Annotated in this window: 18 protein-coding genes and 1 pseudogene; 10 read left to right on the top strand and 9 right to left on the bottom strand. The window is 74.1% G+C overall.

The window, feature by feature from the left end; all coding sequences use genetic code 11:
* Nucleotides 1–100: 100 nt before the first annotated feature.
* Both ACIQOW_RS03955 and ACIQOW_RS03950 read right to left on the bottom strand, forming a co-directional pair.
* A pseudogene (locus ACIQOW_RS03955) lies at nt 101–589 on the bottom strand (XRE family transcriptional regulator); the annotation flags it as partial.
* The gene (locus ACIQOW_RS03950; protein ID WP_401079471.1) at nt 579–1,913 is read right to left on the bottom strand and encodes a tetratricopeptide repeat protein; all 1,335 of its coding nucleotides are present in this window, start codon (nt 1,911–1,913) and stop codon (nt 579–581) included. The gene ACIQOW_RS03950 and the pseudogene ACIQOW_RS03955, both read right to left, overlap by 11 nt.
* A 201-nt stretch (nt 1,914–2,114) precedes the next feature.
* Here ACIQOW_RS03950 and ACIQOW_RS03945 point away from each other — a divergent pair, with 201 nt between their 5' ends.
* From ACIQOW_RS03945 to ACIQOW_RS03935, 3 genes are all read left to right on the top strand, one after another.
* Nucleotides 2,115–2,531: an ATP-binding protein gene (locus ACIQOW_RS03945; RefSeq protein WP_401079469.1), complete on the top strand. Its 417-nt coding sequence runs from the start codon at nt 2,115–2,117 to the stop codon at nt 2,529–2,531.
* A 10-nt stretch (nt 2,532–2,541) separates the two neighbouring features.
* Nucleotides 2,542–3,174: a hypothetical protein gene (locus tag ACIQOW_RS03940; RefSeq protein WP_401079467.1), complete on the top strand. Its 633-nt coding sequence runs from the start codon at nt 2,542–2,544 to the stop codon at nt 3,172–3,174.
* 491 nt (nt 3,175–3,665) lie between these two features.
* Nucleotides 3,666–4,280, top strand: coding sequence for a YdeI family protein (locus ACIQOW_RS03935; protein ID WP_401079465.1), 615 nt, complete (start codon nt 3,666–3,668; stop codon nt 4,278–4,280).
* A 22-nt stretch (nt 4,281–4,302) separates the two neighbouring features.
* On the opposite strand, the gene ACIQOW_RS03930 is transcribed toward ACIQOW_RS03935, so the two are convergent.
* The 5 genes from ACIQOW_RS03930 to ACIQOW_RS03910 all read right to left on the bottom strand — a co-directional run bounded on the left by ACIQOW_RS03930 (nt 4,303) and on the right by ACIQOW_RS03910 (nt 9,792).
* Nucleotides 4,303–5,247, bottom strand: a complete 945-nt coding sequence (locus ACIQOW_RS03930; protein WP_401079463.1) for a helix-turn-helix transcriptional regulator — start codon at nt 5,245–5,247, stop codon at nt 4,303–4,305.
* A gap of 84 nt (nt 5,248–5,331) precedes the next feature.
* A complete protein-coding gene (locus tag ACIQOW_RS03925) occupies nt 5,332–6,228 on the bottom strand; it encodes an aminoglycoside phosphotransferase family protein (protein ID WP_401079461.1) in 897 nt (298 codons plus the stop codon).
* Nucleotides 6,229–6,282: 54 nt separating this feature from the next.
* Nucleotides 6,283–6,948 (bottom strand): HAD family hydrolase, encoded by a 666-nt coding sequence (locus ACIQOW_RS03920; RefSeq protein WP_401079459.1) that lies wholly within the window; start codon nt 6,946–6,948, stop codon nt 6,283–6,285.
* Nucleotides 6,949–7,026: 78 nt separating this feature from the next.
* Complete coding sequence (locus tag ACIQOW_RS03915; protein WP_401079457.1) at nt 7,027–8,574, bottom strand: putative Ig domain-containing protein; 1,548 nt, start codon at nt 8,572–8,574, stop codon at nt 7,027–7,029.
* Nucleotides 8,575–8,826: 252 nt separating this feature from the next.
* Nucleotides 8,827–9,792 carry a hypothetical protein gene (locus ACIQOW_RS03910; RefSeq protein WP_401079455.1) on the bottom strand — a complete coding sequence of 322 codons (966 nt, stop codon included), beginning with the start codon at nt 9,790–9,792 and terminating at the stop codon, nt 8,827–8,829.
* Nucleotides 9,793–9,944: 152 nt separating this feature from the next.
* On the opposite strand from ACIQOW_RS03910, the gene ACIQOW_RS03905 reads away from it, so the two are divergent.
* Nucleotides 9,945–11,066 carry an alpha/beta hydrolase gene (locus tag ACIQOW_RS03905; protein WP_401079453.1) on the top strand — a complete coding sequence of 374 codons (1,122 nt, stop codon included), beginning with the start codon at nt 9,945–9,947 and terminating at the stop codon, nt 11,064–11,066.
* A 73-nt stretch (nt 11,067–11,139) separates the two neighbouring features.
* Complete coding sequence (locus ACIQOW_RS03900; protein WP_401079451.1) at nt 11,140–13,539, top strand: glycosyltransferase family 39 protein; 2,400 nt, start codon at nt 11,140–11,142, stop codon at nt 13,537–13,539.
* A gap of 84 nt (nt 13,540–13,623) precedes the next feature.
* Here the strand turns inward: ACIQOW_RS03900 and ACIQOW_RS03895 are convergent, their stop codons facing one another.
* Both ACIQOW_RS03895 and ACIQOW_RS03890 read right to left on the bottom strand, forming a co-directional pair.
* Nucleotides 13,624–15,231 carry an alpha/beta hydrolase gene (locus ACIQOW_RS03895; RefSeq protein ID WP_401079449.1) on the bottom strand — a complete coding sequence of 536 codons (1,608 nt, stop codon included), beginning with the start codon at nt 15,229–15,231 and terminating at the stop codon, nt 13,624–13,626.
* Between the two features lie 83 nt (nt 15,232–15,314).
* The gene (locus tag ACIQOW_RS03890; protein ID WP_401079447.1) at nt 15,315–16,085 is read right to left on the bottom strand and encodes an HNH endonuclease family protein; all 771 of its coding nucleotides are present in this window, start codon (nt 16,083–16,085) and stop codon (nt 15,315–15,317) included.
* A 358-nt stretch (nt 16,086–16,443) separates the two neighbouring features.
* Here ACIQOW_RS03890 and ACIQOW_RS03885 point away from each other — a divergent pair, with 358 nt between their 5' ends.
* From ACIQOW_RS03885 to ACIQOW_RS03865, 5 genes are all read left to right on the top strand, one after another.
* Complete coding sequence (locus ACIQOW_RS03885) at nt 16,444–17,016, top strand: NTP transferase domain-containing protein (protein WP_401079805.1); 573 nt, start codon at nt 16,444–16,446, stop codon at nt 17,014–17,016.
* 173 nt (nt 17,017–17,189) lie between these two features.
* Complete coding sequence (locus tag ACIQOW_RS03880; RefSeq protein ID WP_401079445.1) at nt 17,190–18,044, top strand: hypothetical protein; 855 nt, start codon at nt 17,190–17,192, stop codon at nt 18,042–18,044.
* Nucleotides 18,045–18,251: 207 nt separating this feature from the next.
* Nucleotides 18,252–19,118 carry a hypothetical protein gene (locus ACIQOW_RS03875; protein ID WP_401079443.1) on the top strand — a complete coding sequence of 289 codons (867 nt, stop codon included), beginning with the start codon at nt 18,252–18,254 and terminating at the stop codon, nt 19,116–19,118.
* Between the two features lie 160 nt (nt 19,119–19,278).
* Nucleotides 19,279–20,202 carry a (2Fe-2S)-binding protein gene (locus ACIQOW_RS03870; RefSeq protein ID WP_401079441.1) on the top strand — a complete coding sequence of 308 codons (924 nt, stop codon included), beginning with the start codon at nt 19,279–19,281 and terminating at the stop codon, nt 20,200–20,202.
* 214 nt (nt 20,203–20,416) lie between these two features.
* Entirely contained in the window at nt 20,417–21,556 is a 1,140-nt protein-coding gene (locus ACIQOW_RS03865) for a DUF2637 domain-containing protein (RefSeq protein ID WP_401079439.1), read from the top strand.
* Nucleotides 21,557–21,617: the final 61 nt, after the last annotated feature.

The raw sequence follows: 21,617 nt of genomic DNA, 5'->3' as shown, positions 1-21,617 counted from the left end.
CAGGGCACGGGCTGTACGGGGGTCCGCGTCGGCCAGGCCGCGCCGAGTGAGCATGAGTGCCTTGATCGAATGGACGTACACGGCGGAGTGTGGTGAGGCGCTACGCCTCCGGCGGCAGACTGTAGCGGCTCAGGACATCGTCAGCCGTGGACCTGTCCAACAGGCGCAGCTCCCAGGGCCCGGTGTTGACCTCGAACTCCTTGCCGAAGCCGACCCACTTGCCGGTCATGCGGCGCCCGGTGGGATCGACCAGCAGCTGAAGAGCGCCGTGGTACCTGGCCCCCTGGTAGTAGCCGGCCTGCGCGGTCTGCTCCACCCACGAGCCCGTCACGACGTTCCGGTCGACGGTCAGGTCGAACGACAGCGGTGAATCAGGATTGGACGACGCGCCGGGGAGGGACCGGCCGGTGATCCGGTTCCCGCTCTGGGACAGCACGACGTGATGCAGTCCGGTGTACGTGTTCTCCCGGCTGCTGCTGAAGAACTCGTAGTGGCTGATCCAGACCCCCGAGCAGTCCTCACCAAGGAGAGCGAGCGCGGCCTGCTGCACGGGCACGCCCGGTTCATCGCCGGTCATGTCACGGCCTCCCGGATGAGGCGGAGCCCGGGGCGCTCGCGAACCGCCGTCCGCCCGCCATGGGGCGGGCGCGTTCGAGGAGTCCGCGCACGTGGGGGTTGCGGCGGTGCGGCCGGGTCGCGGCGATCATCGAGCGGAAGCGGTCGTCGGCCCGGCCGGACTGGATCGCCGGGTAGTCGTCCAGGGCCAGGTGCCAGTTCTGGACGGCCTCCTCCAGCCGACCGGCTTCGAGCTGCCATTCGGCGAGCATCGAGCGGTGGCGCACGCGGGCCCGGCGATAGACCGCGGGTCTGATCTTCGCGGAGTGCTGGAGCGCGCGGATCGCACCATTGCGGTCGCCGAACTCGTAGTTGACCTGGGCGATGTGGTACGACAGCGTGGCGGGGTCGTAGGAGCCGTGAGCCTTGGTCTTGGACTCGGCCTGCTCCATGGCGACTTCGGTCGCGCGCAGCATGGCGAGGGCTCCGGTCTTGTCCCCGGTCTGGGCGAGGGCATGGGCCTGTTGGCCGGCGAGGAAGGCTCTCATGCGGGGGCCTGCCTGCGGGGAGGCGGACGAGGCTGCGTCCGCGAGCCGCAGGGCGGTGCTGCCGTGGCCGAGGTCGATGGCCTGGACGCTCATGCCGCGCAGGGTGGTGCAGTACGTGAGGTGGTCACCCGCGTGCCCGGCCAGTTCCAGGGCCTTCAGGTAGTACCGCTGGGCCAGCGCATCGTGGCGTTCGTCCACGGCCATGTAGCCGGTCAGGTAGCAGTGGTCGGCGGCGGCTGACAGCATCGCCTTGTGGACTTCCTCGCCGGCGTCCGCCCGCAGGTACGGGACGATCGTGTTGACCAGGAACGAGGCAGCCATCGGGCGCGCCATCCGGCCGCCGAACTGATCGTCCAGCTCGCTGATCCGCCCGGTCATCGCTGCGACCGCCTGAACCTCCGCCATGCCGATCCGCAGATGCGGGTCGGTTCGCAGTCTCTCGAAGCGGCCCATCAGATCGGGCCAGCCCGGAATGGTGAGGGCCACCGAATACAGGCCTGCCGTGAGGACTCCGCGCCGGGATGGGTCCATGTCGAGACTCCCCAGGTCGATCAGCCCTGACACGGTATCCGTCGACTGGTCGGCGGCGGTAGGCATCTCACGGAATCCGGCCTCGAAGGCGCTGATCGGCCGCCTGAGCCTCCGCGCCAGCGTCTCCAGGACCACCGGCAGGGCCCTCGTGGAGGGCGAGGTGCCGCCGAGCCAGTGGGAGACCGCCGAGGCGTCGTACTTGAGCCGCTGCCCGGTCTCGGTGCCGGTCCGGTTGACGGCCCGTGCCAACTCGCCGTTCCCCCAGGCGGCTTCGGTCATGAGCGAGGCTAGCTTGAGGTTCGGTGCACGGTCGGTTCGCACGACAGTTCCCCCTTGCGGATGGGTTTCAAGGGTTTCAACGTCCTGGCTCGCCTCGACCATAGCCGACCACAGGGCAAGTCTGTTGACTGTTCGTCATCGGTCGATCACCAGCAGTGGTGCGGCCGGCCCCCTCTCCTTTCGCCTTCAAGGTGCTCCCCCATGCTCACTTTCCGCGGCCCCCGCATGTTCGTCGCGCGTCTCGATTCGCGAGCCGAATCCGCGCCCCTCGCCCGCTACTTGCTCCGGGCCTACCTCTCCGGCCTGCCCTCCGGGGAGGACTATCGCGACACCGCCGAACTCCTCCTGAGCGAGCTCTTCGCCAACGCCGTCCAGCACTCCGACACGCCCGACGACCGGCGCATCGAGATCCGCTTCGACCTCGCCGACTCCCTCCTGCGCCTCGAAGTCCACGACGCCGACACCGCCCTCCCCGCCCTCCGAACCCCCACCCCCGACGACGAGCACGGGCGCGGGCTCCGCCTCGTCGACGAACTCGCCGAGCGCTGGGGCTGCACCTCCCGCCCCTGCGGCATCGGCAAGTTCGTCTGGGCCATCATCGCCCCCGCCACCGCCTGAAAGCCCCCCGATGAACCTCACCACCGTCGCCCGCCACGCCCTCACCCGCGGCCACACCCCCGCCGCCACCTACGCCCTCCTCGCCAAGCGCTCCGGCAAGCCGCTGCCCTCCGCCCGCGCGGTCTGCCTCGCCCTCACCATCCCCCTCGCCGAAACCACCCGCCGCCTCACCGAATGCCACGACGCCCTCCTCACCAACCCCCGCCCCGGCACCGAAGCCGACACCGGCGAAGTCCTCGAAGCCCTCGGCGTCTTCGACGTCCCCAAGTCCCTCACCCCCACCGAACTCGCCATCGTCGAACTCCTCCTCACCGCCATCGAGGCCCACGGCAGCCTCCGCCCCGGCCACCACCACGGCCTCAATCGCTGGTTCACCACCGGCAACCTCACCACCGCCTACCTCTCCCTCACCACCACCCACCCCCTCCCCCGCACCGGCAACCCCGCCCGGTACTGGACCACCCTCACCACCGCCGGCGAACTCCTCGCCACCACCCCCAACCCCGACCCCCGCATCACCTACGCCCTCACCCACTGCCGCACCCAAACCACCACCCAGCGCCAGAAGTCGGACCCGCCGACTTCCCACGCAGGTCACCCCGAGGGCAGCGGTGGCCGTTCCCGCGGTGACCGCCACCGATGATGAGGGTCGGTTCCGTGTGCGGCCTTGCAGCAGCCCGTCCACCGTCTGCGCAGGAAGTCGATGGGGCCGACTTCCCACGCAGAAAGGTGCTGCGGGCAAATTCCGTCGCCGCTTCGGCCCAGCCGAAGCGGCGACGGGACAACGGAAACAGTGAGTGTGGGCGGGCCCGCCGGTTCTCACCCGTTTCCGGCTCCCGCACGGCACGAAGGACCGGGAGATTCCCCCGTTCCGCGCAGGAAGTCGGCCGGCCCGACTTCCTGCGCGGGCGGCGGGGTGACCGGTGCCCCAGGCCGCCGGAGCTTTGGCCTGGGGCGGGCTCGCGTGCTCGCACACGAGCCCGCCCGGCACTGTCACCACTGTCCCGGTCGGTACGGCAACCGCAACAGCTCTTGGCAGCCACGCCCGGGACCGCCGAGCGGCAGGTCGAGGCCGCTCGTCCCCGTACCCGGGAGGCGGCGCTCCAGCGAGTGCGGTTGCGGTACTAGCCTGCGGTGGTGACCGGAACCGAACTGGATGAGTTGATCGTGGCTGACCGCGCGGCGCTGCGCGCGTGGCTGCTGGACAACCACACCGCCTCTCCTGGCGTGTGGCTCGCCCTGACCAGGAAGGGCGGCTCCGTCACCACGCTGACCTGGCAGCAGGCGGTCGACGAGGGACTGTGCTTCGGCTGGATCGACGGGCAGGCCCGCAAACGCGACGAGGAGAGCTCCTGGAGGCGGTTCACCCCGCGCCGGCCCCGCAGCGTCTGGTCCCGACGCAACGTCGCCAACGTGGCCCGGTTGGAGGCGGCCGGCCTGATGCTGCCCGCCGGCCGCGCCGCGGTGGACGCCGCGAAGGCCGACGGGCGGTGGACGGCCGCCTATGCGCCGCCGTCGGAAGCGGAGGTGCCGGCCGACCTGCTGGCAGCGATCGCCGCAGACCCAGCGGCGCAGGCGATGTTCGAGGTGCTCACCAGGACCAACCGCTTCGCCCTCATCAACCGGGTCAATGCCGTCAAGCGGGCCGAGACGCGCACCCGGAAGATCGCCGAGTGCGTGGCGATGCTGGTCCGGCACGAGACGATCCACCCGCAGCGAGCCAGGCCGGCGGACCCGCCGACGTCGTGACCGGGCGTCTGCCGGTGCGCGGTCAGCCGTATCGTTCGACGAACGCGTTGCCGATCGAGGCCAGGTGGTCCCGGACACCCGGAGGGCCGGTCACCTCCAGCCATTCGACCAGCCCGGAGAGTTCGCCGGCGAGCAGGTACTCGTTGTGGCCGCGGATCACGACCTCGATGCGGCCGTCGGTCGTGGCACCTCCCACGTCGAGCCGGGCTCCGAGCGCCATCCGGAGGATGCCTATCCCGTGGGGCGTGCACACCGCCTGGATCTCCAGGGGCGTTCGCCTGCGGTCGACCTCGTCGGCGATCTCGCGCCAGCTCTCGGCGAGGTCGAAGTCCTCGGGTCGGTGCACGGGATCGCCGGTCGGATCGGCGGCCGACACGCGGTCGATCCGGAAGGTCCGCCGACCGGCCTCGGTGCCGGAGACGAGGTACCACGACGGGCCTTTGGCGACGATGCCCAGCGGGTGGGTTCTCTCGGTTTCGGCGCCGTTGCGGTCGACATAGCCGAGCCGCACCCGGACGCCGCGGATCACCGCGTCCTGGAGTTCGTCGAGGAAGCGGGGCGGCCGGTGCTCGATCCGGTCCGACCCCCATCGGCGCGGGTCCGTGACCAACGCCCCCGCCGCTGCCTCGGCCTGCACCCGGAAGGGCTCCGGCAGGGCGTGGACGAGCTTGCGCAGAGCCGCTTTCACGGTCGGCGTCGCGGCCGAGGCCGGTCCGGCGACCAGGAACAGGGCGCGGGCCTCGCTCGCGGTCAGCCCGGACAGGTCGGTGCGGGCGCCGCCCACGAGGCGCCAGCCGCCGCCTCGGCCCTGCACGGAGTACACGGGCACCCCGGCCATGGCCAGGGCGTCGAGGTCGCGGCGGGCGGTGCGCTCGGAGACCTCCAGTTCCTGGGCGACCTCCGCCGCTGTGACCTGCTGGCGCCGTTGCAGCAGGAGGAGGACGGCCACCAGCCGGTCGGTTCGCATGCGACGACACTCGCGGCTCCGGGCCGGGCCGGTAGTCGGTTGACCGGCCGGCGGAGCGTGCCCGTGATCGAGTGGCCCGGCCCGCTACGCGTGCTCGGCCAGGACCTCGGCGATCACCTGGCGGGCGATCGCGGTCATCCTCGGGTCGCTGTCCCGGTAGTAGGCCACCTCCAGCAGCGCGATGGACAGGGCCCAGCCGCGGGCGCGGTCCCAGGCGGCGGCGTCGGGGGCGGCGGCCTCCCTGAAGGCCTCGCGGGCGGCGGCGGGCAGGACGTACCAGGCGGGGATCAGATCGACGGCCGGCTCGCCGAGGCCCGAGCAGCCGAAGTCGATGACGGCGCCGAGGCGGCCGTCCGGGGACACCAGGAGGTTGCCCGGCTGGAGGTCGCCGTGCAGCCACACCGGCGGGCCGGTGGGCGCGGGGGCGGCCAGGGCGTGCTCCCAGGCGGCGGTCGCGGCGGGGGCGTCGACCAGGTCCGGCACGGCCGCGATCGCCTTCCTGGTCCGGGCGTCGCGGTCCGCCAGCGACTCGCTGCGGTAGGCGGCGGGGGCGCCGGCCGGGTCGATCCCGCGCAGGGCGGTCACGAAGCCCGCCAGGTCCCCGGCCAGCAGCCCGGGCTCGGCGATCCGCCCGGTGACCGGGGTGGTGCCGTCCAGCCAGCGCAGCACCGACCACGGCCAGGGGCAGCCGTCGACCGGCCCGCCCACGGCCAGCGGGACCGGCACCGGGACCGGCAGCCGCGGGGCCAGGCTGCGCAGCCAGCGGTCCTCCTTGGCGATCTCCTCGACCACCCCCGGGATGCGCGGGACGCGCACCACCAGCTCCGTGCCGAGCCGGTACATCGCGTTGCTGGTCCCGGTCGGCTCCACCGGCGCGACCGGCAGCCCGGCCCACTGCGGGAAGTGCTCGGCGACCATCCGGCGCACCAGCGCCTCGTCGATGTCCAGCTCGTCGGGGTGCAGCTTGCGGGAGGAGGCCATGGAGCCCGACCCTGCCACCGGCGGACCGGCCCCGGCAAACGAATTGCGGGGCCGCTACCCCCGGGCGGTCGCGCCCGCGGCGATCAGCCCGGGCAGCTCCCGCATGTCGTCGAAGACCACGGTGCCCGGCCCGGCCAGCCGTTCCGCCGGGGTGATCCCGCCCGCGTAGCCGAGCGAGCGCATCCCGGCGGCGCGGGCGGCCTCGACGCCGGGCCGGCTGTCCTCGACCACCACGCAGGCGGCCGGGTCGACGCCCATCGAGCGCGCGGCGTGCAGGAAGAGGTCCGGCGCGGGCTTGCCGCGGCCGACCTCGGTGGCGCTGAAGATCCGTCCGGCGAAGCGGTCGTGGAGGCCGGTGCGGCCCAGGGTGTGGCGCATCTTCTCGTGGGTGCCGCTGGAGGCCACGCAGGTGGGCAGGGTGATCGCGGCCAGCGCCTCGGGCAGGCCGTCCACCGGGGTCAGCCCGGCGTCCACGGCCTCGGCGTGCAGTTCACGGAAGCGCCGGTCCCACACCGTGGCGGTCTCCTCGCCGAGCCGCTCGGCCACCAGCGCCTGGCAGGCCGCCTCGGAGCGCCCGACGAACCGCTCGACCGCCTCCGCCTCGGTCAGCGGCCAGCCGTACTCCTCGCCCAGCCGCACCAGCACCCGGACGGCGATCACCTCGCTGTCCACCAGGACGCCGTCGCAGTCGAATATCACCAGTTCAAGGGGCTTGATCATCCGGCCAGCATACGACCGGCCCACGGGCACCGCACCAACACCCGTACGACATACGGGTGTTGGTGCGGCATCACCGGCTCAGCCGGTCTGGATGGAGGTGTCGTCGATCACGAAGCTGGTCTGGAGCGAGGCGTCCTCGGTCCCGGCGAACTTCAGGGTGACCGTCTGGCCCGCGTAGGCCGACAGGTCGAAGGTCCGCTGCTGGTAGCCGGCCGCGGCGTCCACGTTGGAGTACGTCTTCAGCGCGGTGCCGTTCACCGTCACGGCCAGCTTGTCGTACGCCGTGCTGCCCGACTCCGCGGTGTCGATGTGCAGCCAGAAGCTCAGCGTCGCCGTGCAGCCCGCCGGGATGCTCACCGTCTGCGACAGCGAGTCCGAGTGCGTGGAACCGTAGCCGTTCAGCCACGCCTTCCACGAACCACCGTGCGCCGCCTGCGAGGTGCTGTTGTCCACCACACCGCTGGAAGTCGTCCACGGCGAGGCCGTGCCCGACTCGAAGCCCGCGTTGCCCAGCAGCTGCGCCGGCGTGCAGCCGCCGCCACCGGTCGAGACGGCCCAGGCGAACGTGGTGGAGGCCGACTTGCCCGCGGCGTCCGTCACGGTGACGGTGACGTTGGAGCTGCCCGCGGCGGAGACGGTGCCGGCGATGACGCCGGTGGAGGAGTTGATCGACAGCCCGGCGGGCAGCCCGGTGGCCGTGTAGGACAGCGGGGCGGTGCCACCGGACGCGTTGATCTGGAGGTTGACCGCGCCGCCGACGGCGGTGGACTGGTTGCCCGGGTTGGTCACCGAGACGGTGCCGCTGCCGGCCGGCTTGGTCAGCAGGCAGCCGGACACGTTGAGGTCGATCGCCCGGCTGGAGTTCAGGCAGGTGGTGAACCAGTACGTCTCCTCACCGTAACTCTGGCCCTTGTAGGCCTTGGTGGTGCCGTCGGCGGCCACCTCGCACGGGTTGTTGAGGGTGCACATGGCGCCGTCGTCGTTGCCGGTGTTGTTGATGCCGACGATCCGCCCGCTGGCGGAGTCGACGATCGGCGAGCCGGAGGTGCCGTGCGTGGTGTTGCAGCCGGAGCTGTAGCGCAGCGAGTCGTGCCAGGTCCACTCGTCCTCGCGCAGGGTCGGCACGAAGCCGTTGACGGAGCAGTTCCAGACCTGCTTCCAGTACGACGAGGGTATGTACATCGCCGCGCCGTCGGCCGGGTGGGTGTCGCTGATGGTCAGCGCGGTGACGCCGTACTTGGAACTGATCGACCCGTAGGTGTCGGTGAGCTGGTAGAGCGCGACGTCGGTGCCGGTCATGGTGGCGTAGAGCAGCTTGTCGGCCTGGACGGTGCCCAGGCCGGTGCCCGCGCCGTTCAGCAGGGTGCCGCTGCGGCTGGCACTGGCGTTCTGGATGACCTGGCCGGCCGGGGGCATGGTCGGCAGGCAGTGCCCGTTGGTGAGCATCAGCGCCCGGTCCCCGGCCACCGAGGCGGGGTAACGGACCAGCGAGGCCGAGCAGTTGCTCAGGGCGATGGTGGCGTTCAGGTCCGCCGCCTGGACGGCCTGCGCGGGAGCGGCGGCGAAGGCCAGCCCGCCCGCGACGACGGCACTCGTACCGGCCACCGCGACAAGTCTCTTGAACATGGCTCTCCTTGTGGGGGATCGCGGGGTGTACGACTGGTCGTCGACGCCCGCGCCGCACGAAAGTGCCATGACCACTTCAAAGGGGTCAACCATTGTGACCGAACTCGCCACCACCGGTCGGCCGCCGTGCCGTCCGGCGGCAACCACCTGTCCCGGTATGCCCGTTACGGGCGGGCGCGGTGGCACTCCGCGGTGCCGGCCGTGCCCGCCCGCGGGACCGCCTGTGGAACCCGCCCACGGGGCCGCCGGACGCTACGGCTGCGGGAAGGTGTTCGGGTCCACGTCGTTGGTCTTGGCGTTCCCGTCGGCCACCGGCTGGAGGGTGATCTCCCAGGAGGTCGCCGTCCTGCCGGTCTCGAACGCGAAGGTGTCCTCGAACTTGGTGAAGTGGCAGTCCTTGGTGAAGCCCTTGGCCTCGGAGTCCCAGTCCGCGCCCCCGGAGACGAAGACCTCGTACGTCCCGTCCTCCACGCCCTCGACATCGGCCTTCTGCCCCTTGGCGACGAACACCGAGTGCACCGCCTTGCCGTTCAGCGCGAGCGACACCACCGCGTCCGCCTTGCCACCGTTGTCGACCTTGAACACGCCCTCGCCGCGCAGCTTCCCCTTGCGGACCATGCTGCCGTTGTCCAGCGAGCGGTTCTGCTGCTGGGGCAGCTGCGGGGCGGCGAAGGTGGTCTGGTAGCCGGCCGTGGTCATCTTGGTGAGGGCCGCCGACACCGCCGACAGCCCCTGGGAGGCGCCCAGTTCGGCCTCGGCCGAGCTCAGCGCGCAGACCTCGTGGAACTTGATGCCGCTGCGGACCTTGCCCGCGTCGGCGGCGAGCGAGGTCAGCGCCGCCACCAGCTCGGTCTGCGCCGCCGAGACCGCGGGCGGCTCGTCCGCCTTGCCCAGCGCCTTGGCGGCGCCCTGCGCGCTGGTCGCGATGCCGCCGAGCACGGTGTCCAGATCGGTCAGGCTCTTGGCGCCCGCCACCTGGGCGAGCGCGGTGGTGACCGGGTCGACGTTCGCGCTGAGCACCGGGCCGTACGGCGCCCGGGTGGGCGTCGGCGTCGGGCTCGGCGTCGCGGACGTCCGCACCGAGACCGGCGTCCCCGGCACGGACGAGCCGCCCGCCGAACCGCCGCCCCCGCCACCGGAACAGGCCGCCAGCACCAGCGCCGAACCGACGGCCAGACCGGCCTTCCCGACGAACCCGTCGGACCCCGTGAACCTCATGCCCCACCCCCGGAATGCGGACTGCGCGCCCACCGCGCACACACGCGGCGTCACATGGTCCCGAGCACGGACGGCACCGTCAACCCGATACCCGGCGGTCACCCCCCAGGGGCCCTCAGGAGCGCCCCCGAAGGTCAACTACGATCAGGCCCGTGCTCAGTCTCACCGGACTCCCCCTCCAGATCATCACCTCGGTCCTCGCGATCGCCGTCTTCGCCGCCACCATGTGGCTCTGGCCGCGGTTCGGCGGGAAGGGCTGGAAGTCCTGGCTGGGCCGGATCGGCGCCTTCCTGGCCACCCAGCTCTCGGTGCTCGCCGCGATGGGCCTGATCGCCAACAGCTACTTCGGCTTCTACAGCTCCTGGACCGACCTGCTCGGCACCAGCGGCGGGCTCGGCACGGTGGTCGACCACCAGCCCAACGCCTCCGGGGTGTCCGTCACCGGCGAGCAGAAGTTCTACTCCTCCCAGGGCTCCGACCCGGAGCGCTCCGGCCTGATCCAGAAGGTCGACGTCAAAGGAGCCGGCAGCGGCCTGACCACCGAGGCGTACGTCTACCTGCCGCCGCAGTACTTCCAGCCGGACTACGCCAGGCAGCGCTTCCCGATGGCCCTGGTGCTCACCGGCTACCCGGGCACCCCGGAGAAGCTGATCTCGCTGATGCAGTACCCGGCGTCCACGCTGGACGCGATCGAGCAGAAGAAGCTGCCGCCGACCATCCTGGTGATGACCCGCCCCACCCTGGTCAACGACCGGGACACCGAGTGCGTGGACGTGCCGAACGGCCCCCAGGTGGAGACCTTCTTCACCAGCGACCTGCCCAAGGCCCTCGCCACCACCTACCGGATCGGCACCGACCCGGCCAACCGCGCGGTGATCGGCAACTCCACCGGCGGCTACTGCGCGCTCAAGTTCGCGCTGCGCAAGCCCGACTCCTACCGCGCGGCGGTCGCCCTCTCCGGCTACTACAGCGCGGCGCAGGACGTGACCACCGGCGACCTGTTCGGCGGCAACGCCCGGCTGAAGCAGGAGAACGACCTGCTGTGGCGACTGAAGAACCAGCCGGCGGCCCCCGTCTCGCTGCTGCTGACCACCGCGCACGACGAGAACAACTACGACGAGACCAAGGCCATGGTCGCCGCCTTCAAGGCCCCCACCAGGATGTCCACCATCACCCTGGACACCGCCGGCCACAACTTCCACACCTGGACCAGGGAGATCCCCCCGGCGCTGGAATGGCTGGGCAAGCAGATCACCATGCCGCCGTCCGTGTGACACCCGGCAGATCACACCCGGCTCACAGCCCCGTCTCACGGTTCTCTCAGCCGCGCCACCCACCGTGTGGCGCATGACCACGAGCAGCTACTCCCCTCCGGCCGGCGAACCGTGGCCCGAGGCCGCGAACTACCCGCCGCCGGAGGTGCCACGACCGGAGCGGGGCCGGCCGGCCCCGGCGCCGCTCTTCCCCGAGCAGGCCCCGCCGCCCGCCGGACCCAAGGGACCGGCCTCCTGGTCCGGCCGGCTGCGCACCCTCCCGGCCCGCACCTGGCGCGGGCGCCCGGACGACCCCCGCTGGGTGCGCCCGGCCCTGCTGGCCCTGCTGGCCACGACCGCCGTCCTCTACCTGTGGGGCCTGAGCGCCTCCGGCTGGGCCAACTCCTTCTACTCCGCCGCCGTCCAGGCCGGCTCCCGGAGCTGGAAGGCCTTCTTCTTCGGCTCCTCGGACGCCGCGAACTTCATCACCGTCGACAAGCCCCCGGCCGCCCTGTGGCCGATGGCGCTCTCGGTACGGATCTTCGGCCTCTCCTCCTGGTCGGTGCTGGCCCCGCAGGCGCTGATGGGCGCGGCCACCGTCGGCGTGCTGTACGCGACGGTGCGCCGCCGCTTCTTCCCGCTCGGCGGCCTGCTGGCGGGCGCCGCGCTGGCGCTCACCCCGGTCGCGGCGCTGATGTTCCGCTTCAACAACCCGGACGCGCTGCTGGTGCTGCTGCTGACCCTGGCCGCGTACGGGCTGGTGCGGGCGGTCGAGGCGGCGGGCACCCGGTGGCTGGTGTTCACCGGGGTGATGTTCGGCCTCGCCTTCCTCACCAAGACCCTCCAGGCCTTCCTGGTGCTGCCCGCCTTCGCGGCGATCTACCTGGTCGCCGCGCCCACCGGCCTGTGGCGGCGGGTGCGGCAGCTGCTGCTCGCGGGCGCGGCGATGGTCGTGGCCGGCGGCTGGTGGGTGGCGGTCGTCGAGCTGCTGCCCGCCTCGGCCCGCCCGTACGTCGGCGGCTCGCAGGACAACAGCTTCCTGTCGCTCACCTTCGGCTACAACGGCCTCGGCCGGATCAACGGTGACGAGACCGGCAGCGTGGGCGGCGGCCGGATGCCGGCCGGGCTGGACGCCCCGGGCGGCGCGATGCCCGGCGGCGGCCGCGGCTGGGGCACGACCGGGCTGACCCGGATGTTCGGCACCGACATCGGCGGGCAGATCGCCTGGCTGCTGCCGGCCGCGCTGATCCTGCTGCTGGTCGGCCTCTGGGCGACCCGCCGCCACGCCCGCACCGACACCGCCCGCACGGCGTTCCTGGTCTGGGGCGGCTGGCTGCTCTCCACCGGGCTGATCTTCAGCTTCATGTCCGGGATCTTCCACCAGTACTACACGGTGGCGCTGGCCCCGGCCGTCGCGGCGCTGGTCGGCATGGGCGTGGACGGGCTGTGGCGGGCCCGCCATCGGCTGCCCTGGGCGCCGGTGCTGGCCGGGACGCTCGCGGTGACGGCGGTCTGGGCGTTCGTGCTGCTCGGCCGCAGTTCGGGCTTCGTGCCGTGGCTGCGCTGGGCCGTGCTGGCCGGCGGGCTCGCGGCGGCGGCCGTGCTGGCGGCCGGGCCGTTCCTCGGCCGGGCCTCCGGCCGGACCGGCGCGCGGATCGCCTCGGTGGCGGGCCTGGTGGGCCTGGCGGCGGCACTCGGCGGTCCCGCGGCGTACGCGGTGGACACCGTGAACACCCCGCACACCGGCTCGATCGTGACCGCCGGGCCCGGCGTGCAGGGGGCGTTCGGGCCGGGCGGCGCGGGGCACAAGGGCGGCCAGGGCCTGCCGGGCGCCGGGCGCAACAACGGCAACGGGCACTGGGCCGGCGGCCAGGGCGGCAAGAGCGCCCAGAGCGGCAGGCAGGGCTTCCCCGGCGCGCAGGGCTTCCAGGGTGGCCAGGGCTTCCCCGGCGGCCAGGACGGTGGCCAGGCCTTCCCCGGCGACGGCACGGGCGACGGCACGGGCAACGACTCCGGCGGGCAGGCCCCCCAGGGCACGGACGGCGGCCCGCCCCCCGGCGGCATGGGCGGCCTGCTCGACGGCCCCCGGGTGACCGACGAGGTCGCCGCCCTGCTGAAGGAGAACGCCGGCCACTACACCTGGGCGGCCGCCGCGATCGGCGCGCAGACCGCCGCCGGCTACCAACTCGCCACCGGTGAACCGGTGATGGCCCTCGGCGGCTTCAACGGGACCGACCCCTCGCTGACCCTGGACGGCTTCCGGAAGTACGTCGAGGAGGGCAAGGTGCACTGGTTCATCGGCGGCGGCAACCGCGGCTTCGGCGGCGCCCCGAACGGTGGCTCGAACAGTGGCTCGAGCAGCGGGGAGAGCCGCGGCGGCGACGGCAGGCAGGGCAGCGAGTCCGCGCAGATCGAGTCCTGGGTGGCCGCCCACTTCACCGCGAAGACGATCGGCTCCACCAGCTTCTACGATCTGACGGCCCCCACCTCCTGACCGCGACCCCGAAGGGGGCGTGCCGCGTTCGCGCGGCACGCCCCCTCGTCCGTACCCGGCCCCCTCGTCCGTACCCCGCCCCGCTCAGTCGGACGGGCAGCGCGCCCCGGCCGCCGGGAGCCGCCCGTCCACCAGGTAGGCGGCCACCGCGTCCCGGACGCAGCCGCTCTTGTCGTACGCGGTGTGCCCGTCGCCCTCCCGGGTGAGCAGCACCCCGTGCTCCAGCCCGCCGGCCAGCCGCTGCGCCCAGGCGTACGGGGTGACCGGGTCGCCGGTGGAGCCGATCACCAGGAGCGGCGCGCTGCCCGGCGCCCGGATCGGCTGCGGCTGCTCCGGCGAGCGGTACGGCCAGCGGCGGCAGTCCGGGTCGAGCAGGGTGCCCACCGGGTCGTGTCCGCTGACCAGCGGGGCGCGGGCGGCGAGTTCGGCGAGGGCCGTCCGCAGTTCCGGCTCGGTGGGCGGCGGCGGGCCGTCCGCGCAGGAGACGGCGGCGTAGGCGTCGGCGGGGGTCCGGTAGCTGCCGTCCTCGCCGCGGCCGTCGGCACCGTCGGCGAGGGCCAGCAGGTCCTCGGCCTCGCCGCGGGCGACGGCCGGTTCGAGGGCCTCGCGCAGCCGGGGCCAGGAGCGGTGGCCGTCGGCGAGCACGTCCAGGACGGCGTCCCAGCCGAGCGCGGCGGTGAGGGCGCGGCCGTCGGCGGCGCGCAGCGGGTGGTCGCGCAGGCCGTCGAGGAAGCGGGCGAGGCGCTGCGGGGCGGCGGCCGGGTCGGTGCCGAGCGGGCAGGTGCCCTCGCCGTCGGTGGCGCAGTCGGCGGCGAAGTCCCGGAGTCCCGCTTCGGCGGCGGCGGCCTGTTCGACGCCGAGCCCGGCCACGGCGGCGCCGTGGTCGACGGCGCCGTCGAGGACGAGCCGGCCGGTGCGCTCGGGGAACTCCTCGGCGTAGCGCGCGCCGAGGTGGGTGCCGTAGGAGAAGCCGAGGAAGTCCAGCCTGCGCTCGCCGAGGGCGCCGCGCAGCACGTCGAGGTCGCGGGCGGTGTCGCGGGTGCCGAGGTGCGGGAGCAGGTCGGCGTGCCGGGCCCGGCAGGCCTCGGCGAGGGTGCTGCCGCGGTCGTAGCCGAGGTCGTCGGTGGCGTCCCACTCGTCGCGGGTGCGGTCGTCCAGGCAGTGGACGGGGGTGGTGTCCCCGGCGCCGCGCGGGTCGAAGCCGACCAGGTCGAACCGCTCGTGCAGCGGCCCCTGGTAGCTCTGCCAGCCCCACCTGACCATGCCGACACCGGAGTTGCCGGGGCCGCCCGGGTTGAGCAGCAGGGCGCCCATCCGCAGCTGCGGGTCGGCGGCGGGCACCCGGGCGAGGGCGACGTCGACGGTGCGGCCGCCCGGGTCGGCGTAGTCCAGCGGGACCTTGAGGCCGGCACACTGCACCACGGTCTGGTCCGGGTCGGCGCCGCCCTCGTCGGGGCAGGGCCGCCAGTCGATCCGCTGGTCGTAGAGCGCGCGCAGGGCCGGGGCCGCGGTGGCGGCGACCCGCTCGTCCAGCGGCGGCCGGGCGGCCGGGCCGCCGCCCGTGCAGCCGCTCGGCAGGGCGAGGGCGAGGGCGGCGGCGAGGGCGGGCAGGACGCGTCCCGTCGGCCTCCTCGACCGGCGGGGGCGAGGCGGCCTGGCCGGCCGGGGAGAGCGGGAAGGGCGGGAGATCATCGGGGCCACCACCCACGAATACCACCCGCCCTCCGCACGGAGCACACCGCATCCACTCCTCGCGGAGCGGAGTTGACGATTCGTCAGCCGCCGCACTGCTGGAGCATGGCCTTCTTGTCGGCCTCGGTGACGGGCAGCTGGTACTTCAGCGAGACCTGGGCGAAGCGCACCGCGTAGGAGCAGCGGATCTCGGTGTTGGCGGGCAGCCAGGTGGCCGGGCCCGAGTCGCCCTTGGAGGCGTTCTGCGAGCCGTCGGCGGGGATCAGGTTGAGCGGGTCGTTGGCGATCTGGACGCGCTTGGCCTTCTCCCACTTGCTGGCGCCCATCTGCCAGTCGTAGGAGAGCGGCATCACGTGGTCGATCTGGATCTTGCTCGCCTGCTGCTTGGTCCACTGGACGGACTTGCCGGTGTACGGGTCCCAGATGGTCATCGCGGTGACGGTGCAGTCCGAGCCGTCCTTGTGCTCGACGGCCGTGCCGTCCCTGGCGAGCAGGTCGTTGCGGGTGTCGCACTTGTTGCCGCCGAACGGGACGCCGTCGACGTTGTCCGTCCAGGCGGGGCCGAACTCGTTGCGGTCGTAGCCGTCCTTGGTGCCGACGGCGGCGGTGGCGACCTTCGCGATGACGTCCCGGCCGGCCTTCTGCTCCTCGGGGGTGGCCAGCGGGGCCAGGCCCGGCTTGGTGCCGTCCGGATTCTGGAGCGGGCTGGTGCCCCCGGCCGGGGCGGCGGTGCCGCCGCCGGGCTTGGGGTCGGTCGACTTGTGGTCGCGGCCGCCGAGCAGCCAGCCGACCAGCGCGAGCGCGCATATCAGGAACACGGTTGCGGCGGACAGTGTGGTGCGGCGGGCGGCCACGGGGAACTCCTGGAGTCAGGGGCGGGTTGACGGCGAACCAGCAGATCAGCCGCCCCGAGAGCAGGTCAAGCCGACGCCACGTGATGTCCCGGAGCATGTCGAAGCTCACACCCGCTCACACCGGCTCAGGCACCGCTCCGCGCCCCGCTCCCGGCCGCTCCCGGCCGCTCCTGCCGGGCGGCCGGGACCCGCGGCTCGACGTCGGACGGTGCGCGGCCCGGCCCCGACCGGGCAGGCTGGCCCCATGGAGACCGCACCGATCCCCGCCGAACCGGACCAGCCAGGCCCGGCCGCCGCCCGAGCCGCCTCCCCTGCCTCCGGACAGGCCTCCGGACCGGCCGCCGGACCGCCCGCCGCCCTGGTCCTCGCCGCCGGGGGCGGGCGGCGCCTCGGCGGGCGGCCCAAGGCACTGATCCGGTACGGGGGGCGCCCGCTGGTGGAGCACGCGGCGGCGGTGGCCCGGGCCGGCGGCTGCGCGGACGTCACGGTGGTGCTGGGCGCGCAGGCCGGGCGGGTGCGGGCCAGCGCCCACCTGCCGGGCTGCCGGCTGGTCGGCAATCCGGACTGGGCCCAGGGCATGGGCTCCTCGCTGCGGGCCGGCCTGGTCGCGCTGGCGCCGCGCACCCCGGCGGTGCTGGTGATGCTGGTCGACACCCCCGGCGTCACCCCGGCCGCGGTGGCCCGGCTGCTGGCCGCCCACCGGGCGGGCGCCGAACTGGCCGCGGCGGCCTACGGCGGGCGGCGCGGACACCCGGTGCTGATCGGCGCCCGGCACTTCGCCGAGGCGGCGGCGGGCGCCCGGGGCGACGCCGGGGCCCGCGCCCTGCTGGCGGCGCACGCGGCGGAGCTCGTCCTGGTCGAGTGCGCCGACGTCGCCGCCCCGGACGACCTCGACACCCCCGCCGACCTGGCCCGCTGGTCCGCCGGGTGAACACCCCGGCCGGGCCCGCCGATCATCCCCCTCGGGAAGGATTCCGCCCCTACCCGGGTGGTCAGGAGCCCCTGATCCGTCCCTGAGGATTGCCTCATTCCGCGCCCCGCGCCGGACATTTCGGGGAGCATGGGAATCGCCCCACCCACCGACACCGACGGACGGAGCCCGCGATGGCCGGACTGCCCGACGACTTCACCGGACACGACCCCACGCGGCCGGGGCCGGGCGGTGGCGCCCGGGCGATCCGCTGTCCCGCCTGCCGCCGGGAGCACCTCTACGAGCCGCCTTCCCTGCCCTGTCCCTGCGGCGCCTCGCTCAAGGTGCCGCTGTTGCGGGGCGGGGTGCCGGTGCAGGTGCGCTTCCGGTCCTGGGAGGACTCCTGGCTGAGCATGCGCTGTCCGCACTGCGGCCGCTCCGACCAGTGGCCGCAGCCCGAGTTCACCTGCAACTGCGGCGCCACCGTCCGGCTGCCGGTGGACCGCACCACCCGCCTGGGCACCGGCACCGCCGCCCCGCTCGCCGCCCCCGGCCCGCAGCCCGCCCGCCCGTACCCGGCCCACCCCCTGAACACCTCGGCCCCGGCCCCGGTCCCGCCCGCGCCTCCGTCCGCCGGCCGGCCCCGCCCGTTCCGCCACCGCGCGCCGTTCCGCCCGCACCCGGTGCGCACCTCGCAGGACGCGGTGTTCACCGCCGCCCGCTACCTGGAGTGGCTCGGCTTCGACGACCTGGAGCTGACCGAGGCCCAGGAGCGCGACGGGGTCACCCTGCTGGGCGGCCGGATGGTCGCCCAGGTGGACACCTGGACCGAGCCCGCCGACGTGAAGTCGGTCGAGTGCCTCTGGCTCCAGACCCTGCACACCGAGGAGATGGCCGCCGCGATGTTCACCCTCGCGGGTTATTCGCACCAGGCCACCGTGCGCGGCGAACAGCTGCTGGTCGCCCTGTTCAGCCTGGACCTGGCGGGTGTGCCGCAGCCCGCGAACGGCGCCGCCGAGGCCCTGATGGAGACCGGCTGGACCTCCTGACCGAGCGGGCCGCTCCCCCCGCGGCCCCTGGGTCCTCCTCTCGCGCCCCTCTAGATCATTTCTCCCGCGAAAGCAACAACCTTCGCTCGTGATCTGGTGCACAAGCTCCCCCCCGTGTTGAATTGCCGCCACAGCGCGGGCCTTTCGCCCTGCCGTCGTCCTGCGTACGGGTCGTGACGGCAGGGCCTCAGGGGCAGGTCCGCGTCCATGCCGGATGGCGCACACAAGGAGGTGGCGTTGTCGGAGCACGGATGGGACCCGGGCACACCGGACGGGCGGGCGGCAGCGGAGGAGCCGGGGGACACCGTGTGGCGGCTGAGGTCCAGGGCGTGCTGGCAGGAGGCCGCCGAACTGCTGCGACCGACCGCCGAGCACGATCCGGACGCGGCCCTCGGACGGGCCGAACTCCTCATCGAACAGTGCCTTTTCACCGCCGCGAACTGGACCCAGGCGGAGGGGGCGCTGCGCCTGGCGGAGGCGCTGGCCTCCGGCACCGAGCAGCGCGCGGCCGCCGCCTGCGCCCGCGGCTTCCTCGCGTACGTGGCGAGCGTGCTCGGCCCGCGGGACCGGCTGGACGAGGCACAGGCCGCGCTGGGCCGCACCTCGGCCCTGCTGCCGCCGGACGCCCCGGGCCGCCCACTGCTGGACTTCCGGCGCGGGCTGGTCGCCGAGAACCTGCTGCGCGACCGCGGCGCCGCCTGGATCGCCTACCGCCGGGCGCACGAGGGCGCCGGAGAGCGCGGGGACGAACTGCTGCGCTCGTACACCTGGCGGCACCTGGCCGCGCTGGCGCTCGCCCGAGGGGACCGGGGGAACGCCAGGGAGGGCTTCGACGCCTCACTGCGGCTGCGCGAGCAACTCGGCTTCACGGTGGGGGTGGCGCCGGCCCTCGCGGCGCTCGCCGAGGTGTCCGAGCCGCCCGAGGCCGCACGGCTTCGGGCCGAGGCGTCCCGACTGGTGGCCGCCCTGGGCGGGGTGCCGGTCTGGCTCGCGCGCCAGCTGAGCGCCACCCGCGCGCCGGGGCCTCCCCCGGACGGGCGCATCGCGAGCGAGACCGGGGGTGCGATCAGCTAAGGTGAGGCTAACCTGGCCGGGGGGAGCAGTACCCCGGCCGGGTCGCCTTGCCGTTACCCGGGCACCGCCATGCCCCGGTCCGGCCGCGCCCGGCGCGCCACCACCGCCGCGCACCGCCGGGCGGACCATGGGCGCCCCGGTCGACCCGATGGGGCCGCCCATGACCGCGAGCAGCACCCGGCCCGGCCCCGCGCCGCGCTCCCCCCGCACCACCGGGGCGCGCACCCCCGTCCCCGCGCCGGTCTCCACCGCCCCGGGCGCCCCCTCGTACCGCCGACTCGCCGGGCTCACCCCCGTCCTGACGGTGCGCTGCGCCCCACCCGGACGCGGCGGCGGCCGGCTGACCGCCGCCGACCTCGCCACCCGCCCGGGGGCGGTGCGCGAGCTGATCGCCCACGACGCCCGGCAGGGCCTCGCCCGCTACGGGCAGCCGCTGCGCCCGGACGTCGCGGCCGGCTTCGGGCTGCACCGCTTCGTCTGGCCGGTCTCGCTGCTGTTCACCCTGCCGTGGTTCCTGGAGCGCCGCGTCCCGCTGCTCGCCCTCGGGGACGTCGCGCTGCGCCGGCGCCCGGAGGCGGTCGAACTGACCGTCCGCCCGACGGAGTTCGCCTGTCTGCCGGACGACCCGGCGGCCGGCTCCGCGGCGGCCGGGCCGGTACCGGACGAGGAGGCGCTGGCCGCCGCCCTGCGCTCGGCGCTGGGCGGGTTCCTGGCCCCGGTGCTCACCGCCTTCGGCCCGGAGGCGCGGCGCGGACCCCGGGTGCTGTGGGCGATGGCCACCGACGCCGTGGTGGAGGGGCTCTGGTACGCGGGCGGGCTGCTCGGGGAGCAGGAGCGGGCACGCACCGAACTGTCCGCGCTGCTGGCGCCCGGCGATCCGCTCGCCCCGGCCCCCGCGCCCGCGCCGGGCGCCCGCCCCGCTCCGGCCCCCGCCCCCTTCACGCCGGGCGCCGGCTTCGCGCCCCCGGCGCCCGGGGACGGCCGCGCGCCGAGCCCGGACCGCTCCCGGGCCAGCTGCTGCCTCGTCTACACCGCGGACCCGGAGGACATGTGCGGAGGCTGCCCGCGCGTCACGCGACGTTGACGAAAGTCCGTACGAATTCAGGTCCGAAAAGCCCGTGATTCCGGGAAGAACCCGCCGCTCATTCCTACGACCATGCGATTTCAGTCGGGTCGGAAATCCCTCTCCTCAGCGCATTGGCGACGAATCCGCCATTCGCCCGCCCGAAATCCGCCATGATGGTCCCCGCCGTCACGACGCAGGAAATCGACGCAGGAGAGCGAGGCCGGTTCCGGCGATGAAATTGTCCGACATACCGCTCGGATGGGCGATCACCGCGGTCGTGGGGCTGCTGGTCAGCGCGCTTCTGCCGACCCTGCTCCGCAGCCGGGGGTCCGCCTCCTCCACCGCAGGACCGGATTCCTGGGAACGTTCCGAGGAACGGCGCCGCCGCAAGGAATCCCTGTACGGCGGCGCCTCCTACACCCTGTTGTTCTGCTGCGCCGGCGTCGCCGCCGCGCTCTCCTTCCACGGCCTGGTCGGCTTCGGCGTGCAGAACCTCGGCCTCTCCGGCGGCTGGGAGTACCTCGTCCCGTTCGGGCTCGACGGCGCCGCGATGTTCTGCTCGGTGCTCGCCGTCCGCGAGGCCAGCCACGGCGACGCGGCGCTCGGCTCCCGGCTGCTGGTCTGGCTCTTCGCCGGCGCCTCGGCCTGGTTCAACTGGGTGCACGCCCCGCGCGGCCTGGCCCACGCCGGCGCCCCGCAGTTCTTCTCCGGCATGTCCCTCTCGGCGGCCATCCTGTTCGACCGGGCGCTCAAGCAGACCCGCCGGGCCGCGCTGCGCGAACAGGGGCTGGTGCCGCGTCCGCTGCCGCAGATCCGCATCGTCCGCTGGCTGCGCGCCCCGCGCGAGACCTACGCGGCCTGGTCGCTGATGCTGCTGGAGAACGTCCGCAGCCTGGACGAGGCGGTGGACGAGGTCCGCGAGGACAAGCGGGAGCGCATCGACGAGAAGCAGCGCCGCAAGCTGGCCGGGCGCCGTGAACGGGCCGAGATCCGGGCGATCAACCGCTCCCACAGCGCCTGGCGGCGCGGCGGCGGATCGGCGCGGCAGCTCGGGTCAGGCTCGGAGTCCGCGATAGCCGCCGGCGTCGAGCCGGCCGGCGTCGAGCGGACCGGGAAGGAACGGGGCCCGGCGGAGCGGGCCGCCGCCGAACGGGTGGTCGCCGAACGGGTCCCCGGCGAGCGTTCCGGGGCCGGAGGCCCCGCCGCGCCGCGCGGGGTGGCACCGGCCGAGGGCGCGGCCGTCCAGCCCGGCCTGCCGGCCCGTCCGGAGCGGCGCACCATCGACCTCACCATGGAGGAGGACACCGTCACGCTGCCCCGGCTGGACTCGCTGGAGCGCAAGCTGAAGGACCTTGAGCAGCAGTTCGGCTGATCCCCTCCCCCGGCCTGCGCCCCGCCGCCCCGACACCCCGCAGCGGCCGGCCGGGCACTCG

Source organism: Kitasatospora sp. NPDC091335 (assembly GCF_044757205.1).
Taxonomy (GTDB): domain Bacteria; phylum Actinomycetota; class Actinomycetes; order Streptomycetales; family Streptomycetaceae; genus Kitasatospora.
Note: the sequence above shows the minus strand (reverse complement) of the source record. Positions and strands in the feature narration are given on the sequence as shown.

What these genes read in the sequence shown, in the direction of transcription:
- ACIQOW_RS03950 (WP_401079471.1), bottom strand. Translation starts at nt 1,913, where the DNA reads ATGACCGAAGCCGCCTGGGGGAACGGCGAGTTGGCACGGGCCGTCAAC.
- ACIQOW_RS03945 (WP_401079469.1), top strand. Translation starts at nt 2,115, where the DNA reads ATGCTCACTTTCCGCGGCCCCCGCATGTTCGTCGCGCGTCTCGATTCG.
- ACIQOW_RS03940 (WP_401079467.1), top strand. Translation starts at nt 2,542, where the DNA reads ATGAACCTCACCACCGTCGCCCGCCACGCCCTCACCCGCGGCCACACC.
- ACIQOW_RS03930 (WP_401079463.1), bottom strand. Translation starts at nt 5,247, where the DNA reads ATGCGAACCGACCGGCTGGTGGCCGTCCTCCTCCTGCTGCAACGGCGC.
- ACIQOW_RS03925 (WP_401079461.1), bottom strand. Translation starts at nt 6,228, where the DNA reads ATGGCCTCCTCCCGCAAGCTGCACCCCGACGAGCTGGACATCGACGAG.
- ACIQOW_RS03920 (WP_401079459.1), bottom strand. Translation starts at nt 6,948, where the DNA reads ATGATCAAGCCCCTTGAACTGGTGATATTCGACTGCGACGGCGTCCTG.
- ACIQOW_RS03915 (WP_401079457.1), bottom strand. Translation starts at nt 8,574, where the DNA reads ATGTTCAAGAGACTTGTCGCGGTGGCCGGTACGAGTGCCGTCGTCGCG.
- ACIQOW_RS03910 (WP_401079455.1), bottom strand. Translation starts at nt 9,792, where the DNA reads ATGAGGTTCACGGGGTCCGACGGGTTCGTCGGGAAGGCCGGTCTGGCC.
- ACIQOW_RS03900 (WP_401079451.1), top strand. Translation starts at nt 11,140, where the DNA reads ATGACCACGAGCAGCTACTCCCCTCCGGCCGGCGAACCGTGGCCCGAG.
- ACIQOW_RS03895 (WP_401079449.1), bottom strand. Translation starts at nt 15,231, where the DNA reads ATGATCTCCCGCCCTTCCCGCTCTCCCCGGCCGGCCAGGCCGCCTCGC.
- ACIQOW_RS03880 (WP_401079445.1), top strand. Translation starts at nt 17,190, where the DNA reads ATGGCCGGACTGCCCGACGACTTCACCGGACACGACCCCACGCGGCCG.
- ACIQOW_RS03875 (WP_401079443.1), top strand. Translation starts at nt 18,252, where the DNA reads ATGCCGGATGGCGCACACAAGGAGGTGGCGTTGTCGGAGCACGGATGG.
- ACIQOW_RS03870 (WP_401079441.1), top strand. Translation starts at nt 19,279, where the DNA reads ATGACCGCGAGCAGCACCCGGCCCGGCCCCGCGCCGCGCTCCCCCCGC.
- ACIQOW_RS03865 (WP_401079439.1), top strand. Translation starts at nt 20,417, where the DNA reads ATGAAATTGTCCGACATACCGCTCGGATGGGCGATCACCGCGGTCGTG.